General features: G+C 70.4%; 3 protein-coding genes. All 3 read right to left on the bottom strand.

Features of this window, described 5'->3' with window-relative positions:
- A partial coding sequence (locus EEJ42_RS53705; protein WP_425472830.1) for a polyketide synthase dehydratase domain-containing protein occupies positions 1–1,418 on the bottom strand: 1,418 nt, incomplete at its 3' end.
- Positions 1,315–4,323 carry a type I polyketide synthase gene (locus EEJ42_RS00455; protein ID WP_425472831.1) on the bottom strand — a complete coding sequence of 1,003 codons (3,009 nt, stop codon included), beginning with the start codon at positions 4,321–4,323 and terminating at the stop codon, positions 1,315–1,317. The genes EEJ42_RS00455 and EEJ42_RS53705, both read right to left, overlap by 104 nt.
- A gap of 87 nt (positions 4,324–4,410) precedes the next feature.
- Positions 4,411–5,241, bottom strand: an 831-nt coding sequence (locus EEJ42_RS00450; protein ID WP_221179295.1) for an acyl carrier protein, incomplete at its 5' end; no start/stop codon positions are given.

Here is a 5,241-nt window from a genome sequence, read left to right as displayed (position 1 = left end):
TCCAACCGCCAACCCGACCCCACACCCACCGGAGGCTCCAACACCCCACCCGAAGCCATCCGCACCAGCCGCGGCAACCACACCGCACCCCCGCGCACCGCAAACTGCCCCTCCCCCAGAGCCCCGGTAAGCGCCTGGAAAGAAGCCTCCTCCCCATCGACATCAGCCAGCACGAACCGCCCCGGATGCTCACTGATCGCCGAACGCACCAGACCCCACACCCCAGCACCCGCGAGATCCAGCACATCGCGAGCACCATCCTCGGACGAGGCCACCTCCACCGCACCCGACGTCAACACCACCAGGCGTGCCTTCGCAAAACGCTCCTCAGCCAACCACCCACGCACCACACCCAGAACACCCGCCACCACATCACCGACACCGGCACCGCCACACGCCACCGGAAGCACGACCGTCTCAGGCACCGTGGCACCACCATCAACAGCGGCGACCAGACCCGCAAGACCGTCGTAGGACGTCACCGGAACACCGGCACCCCGCCACCCATCCGATTCGACATCACCAAGCACCGCCCAACCTGCAGACTCCCCAGAGTCCTCGGACCGCGCCACCGGCGCAGGAAACCACTCCAGCCGGAACAGACTCTCCGCCGTGGCAGAGGCGGACGCGCTCAGCTCGGTGACCGAGACCGGGCGCAGCACCAGCGACGCCACCTCGGCGACCGGGTCACCTGCGGCATCGGCCACCCGCAGCGCCACCTCACTCGTGCCTCGTGGAGACAGACGTACCCGCACGGCGGAGGCGCCCACGGCGGACAGCGACACACCCGACCACATGAAGGGCAGCAAAGCCGTGTCCGCACCGGCACCGGCTTCGCCCAGTCCCAGGGCGTGCAGCACCGTGTCCAGCAGCGCCGGATGCAAACCGAACCCGGCCCCGTCCTCCGCGACCGCCTCCGGCAGAGCGGCCTCCACCAACAGGTCCTCGCCCTGCTTCCACACCTCCCGCAGACCACGGAACGCCGGACCGTACGCCAACCCCGCACCCGACAACCGCTCATACAACCCATCCACCGCAACCGCCTCCGCACCCACCGGCGGCCACACCCGCAAATCCCACCCACCAGCAGGAACCCCAGCAACGAGAACACCCGTGGCATGCACAGTCCACGGCTGTTCGGCACCCGCCTCCTCCGGGCGCGAGTAGACCCGCAGCGCACGACGGCCGTCCTCGGCGCCGTCGATGCTCAGCTGCACCTGAACAGCACCGTCCTCCGGAAGGACCAACGGCGCCTGCAAGGTCAACTCCTCGACCCGGTCACACCCGACCCGGTCACCCGCCTGCACCGCAAGCTCAACGAAGACCGTGCCCGGCACCAGGACCGAACCGNTCACCCGCCTGCACCGCAAGCTCAACGAAGACCGTGCCCGGCACCAGGACCGAACCGGCCACCACATGATCAGCCAGCCACGGATGCGACCGCACCGACAACCGCGACGTCAACAACACCGCATCCGAACCCGCCACCGCAACCGAAGCACCCAACAACGGATGCTCCGCAGCGCCCAGACCCAGCCCCCGCGCGTCAGTGACCGGCCGCGCGGCATCCAACCAGTACCGCTGCCGCTGGAAGGCGTACGTCGGCAGGTCCACCCGTCGCGCACCGGTCCCGGCGAACATGGCGGGCCAGTCGACCTGCGAGCCGCGTACGAACATCTCCGCGACCGCCGACAGGACGGTCTCGGGTTCTCCGCGCCCCTTCCGCAATGTCGACGCCACCACACTGTCGACGGCGGTCTGGGCCAGCGCGGTCAGCACCGGGTCGGGTCCGATCTCCAGGAGCCGGGTTACGCCCTGTTCGGTCGTGGTGGTCTCCAGAGCCCGGTGGAACCGGACCGGCTCGTGGATCTGGCGCACCCAGTACTCCGGGGTCGCCCAGTCCGCCGCGCCGACCAGTTGCCCGCTGACCGTGCTGACGGCCGGAAGCACCGGCTGCCGGTAGGTGACGCTCGCGGCGATGTCGGCGAACTCCGCCAGCATCGGCTCCATCAACGGCGAGTGGAAAGCGTGGCTGACGCGCAGCCGGGACACCCGGCGGCCCCGCTCCCGCGCAACCGCCATCACCCGCTCGACCGCGTCCTCGTCACCGGACACCACCACCGCGGTCGGCCCGTTCACCGCCGCGACCGTGGCCCGCTCGCCCTCGGCAAACCCGCCGAGGATGTCGGCGACCTCGGCTTCCGCACCCTCGATCGCCGCCATCGCACCCCCCGAAGGCAGCGCCTGCATCAACCGGGCACGGCCCGCCACCAACCGGGCAGCATCCGCCAGCTCGAACACACCCGCCACATACGCCGCGACGAACTCGCCGATCGAGTGGCCCAGCACCACATCCGGACCCATGCCCCACGACCGCAGCAACTCCACCAACGCCACCTGCACCGCGAACAACGCCGGCTGCGCATACCCGGTGCGATCCAGCAGAGCCGCCTCCGCCGAACCCTCCGCTGCGAACAGTACGTCCCGCAGTGGGGCGTCGAACCCGGCGGCGCCTTCCAGCTCGGCGTCCAGGTGGCCGCAGACCTCATCCAGGACCCGCGCGAACACCGGGAACTGGCCGTACAGCTCACGGCCCATCCCGATCCGCTGGCTCCCCTGACCGGTGAACATCCAGCCCGTTCGGCCGTCGGTCACCACGCCGGATATCACGGCGTCGCCACCGGCCGGGTCTGTCAGGCCGGTCAGCGGCGCCGCCCCGTCCGTGCCCAGCACCACGGTCCGGTGCTCCAGGACCGCCCGCGTGGTCGCCAACGAGAAGCCGACGTCGACCGGGGAGTGGTCCCGCTCGCCGAGGAAGGCCGCCAGGCGTTCGGTCTGTGCCCGCACCGATTGGGCGTTCCGGCCGGACAGCACCCACGGCACCACCGGCATCGCCGACAGGTCCGTCGTGGCCTCGTCGGAGGCGGTGCCGTTCTCTTGGCCGTCACCGTCACCGTCACCACTGTCACCGCCTGACGCGGCAGGAGGTTCCTCGAGGATGACATGGGCGTTGGTACCACTGATACCGAACGAAGAAATCCCCGCGCGACGAGGATGGTCGGCGCGGGGCCAGGGGCGTTCTTCGGTCAGCAGGCGCACCGAGCCCGCGTCCCAGTCGACGTGCGACGAGGGCTCACCCACGTGCAGGGTCCGGGGCAGTTCCCCGGCGCGCAGGGCCATCACCATCTTGATGACGCCGGCGACGCCCGCGGCGGCCTGGGTGTGTCCGAAGTTCGACTTCACCGAGCCCAGCCACAGCGGCTCGGCGCCGTCGCGCCCCTGGCCGTAGGTCGCGAGCAGCGCCTGGGCCTCGATGGGATCGCCGAGCCGGGTTCCGGTGCCGTGCGCCTCGACGACGTCCACTTCGGACGCCGGGATCCGCGCGGCCTTCAACGCCTGGCGGATCACGCGCTGCTGCGACGGACCGTTCGGCGCGCTCAGCCCGTTCGAGGCGCCGTCCTGGTTGACGGCGCTGCCGCTGATCACCGCGAGCACCTGGTGGCCCAGCCGCTGTGCCTCGGAGAGCCGCTCCAGTACGAGCACGCCGGCGCCCTCGGCCCAGGCGGTGCCGTCCGCGGCCTCCGCGAACGGCTTGCACCGGCCGTCGGCAGCGAGGCCACGCTGTCGGGAGAACTCCACGAACGTCGTCGGGGCGGCCATCACGGTGACGCCACCGGCGAGCGCGATCCCGCACTCGCCGGTCCGTAGCGCGTGGCAGGCAAGGTGCAGGGAGACCAGCGAGGATGAGCACGCGGTGTCGAGTGTCACCGCGGGCCCCTCGAACCCGAACACGTACGAGATGCGGCCGGAGAAGACGCTGCCCGCGTTGCCGTTGGCGAGGAAGCCCTCGACGTCCTTGGGCACGCCGCTCAGGCGCGACGCGTAGTCGTGGTACATCAGACCCGCGAAGACGCCGGTAGCCGAGCCGCGCAGCGAGTGGGGGTTGATCCCCGCCCGTTCCAGGGCCTCCCACGAGGTCTCCAGCAGCAGCCGCTGCTGCGGGTCCATGGCGAGGGCCTCGCGCGGGGAGATGCCGAACAGCTCGGCGTCGAACTCGGCCGCGTCGTGCAGAAACCCGCCCTCGTGTACGTGCGAGGTGCCCGGGCGGTCCGTGTCGGGGTCGAAGAGGGTCTCGAGGTCCCAGCCGCGATCGGTGGGGAACGGGGTGATCCCGTCCCCCGCCGAGCTGACCAGCTGCCACAGATCCTCCGGCGAGGCCACCCCGCCCGGGTACCGGCATCCCATGCCCACGATCGCGATGGGCTCGTGGGCTTTCGCTTCGGCTTCACTCAGGCGAAGGTGAGCATCCCGAGCATCGGCGATCGCGCGCTTGAGATATTCCCGGAGCTTGTCTTCGTTCGCCATGCGTTCCTTATCCTTCAGATAGAGCCGAAGCCTGAGCCAGGGGGCTCAGTTCGCCCATGGCTTGCTGTCCATCAGCGAGAACAGCTCGTCGTCGGTCGCGTCCTCGATCCCCTCGGCGCCCGCCCGGATCTCCGGGCCGCCGTCGCTCTCGGCCCATACAGCCAGCAGCCTCTGTAGCTTGCTGCCGACTTCGGCGCGGACGGCCTCATCGGTGGGCACCGTCTCGGCAAGAACCGACTGGAGTTTTTCGAGTTCCCCGAGGAGGAATCCGGCGCCACCGTCGTCCTCCGGCACCAACTCCGCCCGCAGGTAGTCCCGCAGGGACAGGACCGTCGGGTGATCGAAGATGATGGTGGCGGGCAGTTGCAGGGCGGTGGCGGAGCTGAGCCGGTTGCGCAGGTCCACCGCGGTCAGCGAGTCGAAGCCGAGTTCCTTGAACGCGCGCGTCGGATCGATCGATCCGGGCGAGGTGTATCCGAGGACGGCGGCGACAGAAGTCTGCACGATGTCGAGCAGCATCCGGTCCCGCTCGGCGGGCGAAAGCTCCTTCAGGCGGTGGGCCAGCCCCGAGTCGTCGGCGGCCGCGGCACGGCCGAGGGAGCGCCGCTGCTCGGTGGCCGGCGCAAGGTCGCGCAACACGCTGGGCAGGGTGTCCCGCTGCCCGGCGAACGCACTGGTCCGCAGCGCGACCGGCACCGCAACGGGCTCATTGACCTGCAAAGCGGTATCCAGCAGCGCGAGCCCGTCCCGCGTGGACAGCGGCGGGAACCCCTGACGCCGAAGACGGTCGATATCCGCCTCACCCAGACGGCCCCCCATACCCTCGGCCTGCTCCCACATCCCCCACGCCAACGACACACCAGCCAGCCCCTGCGC

The sequence above is a fragment of the Streptomyces botrytidirepellens genome, assembly GCF_003721215.1.
GTDB classification, from domain to species: domain Bacteria; phylum Actinomycetota; class Actinomycetes; order Streptomycetales; family Streptomycetaceae; genus Streptomyces; species Streptomyces himastatinicus.
This window is presented reverse-complemented; position numbering and strand designations above follow the sequence as displayed.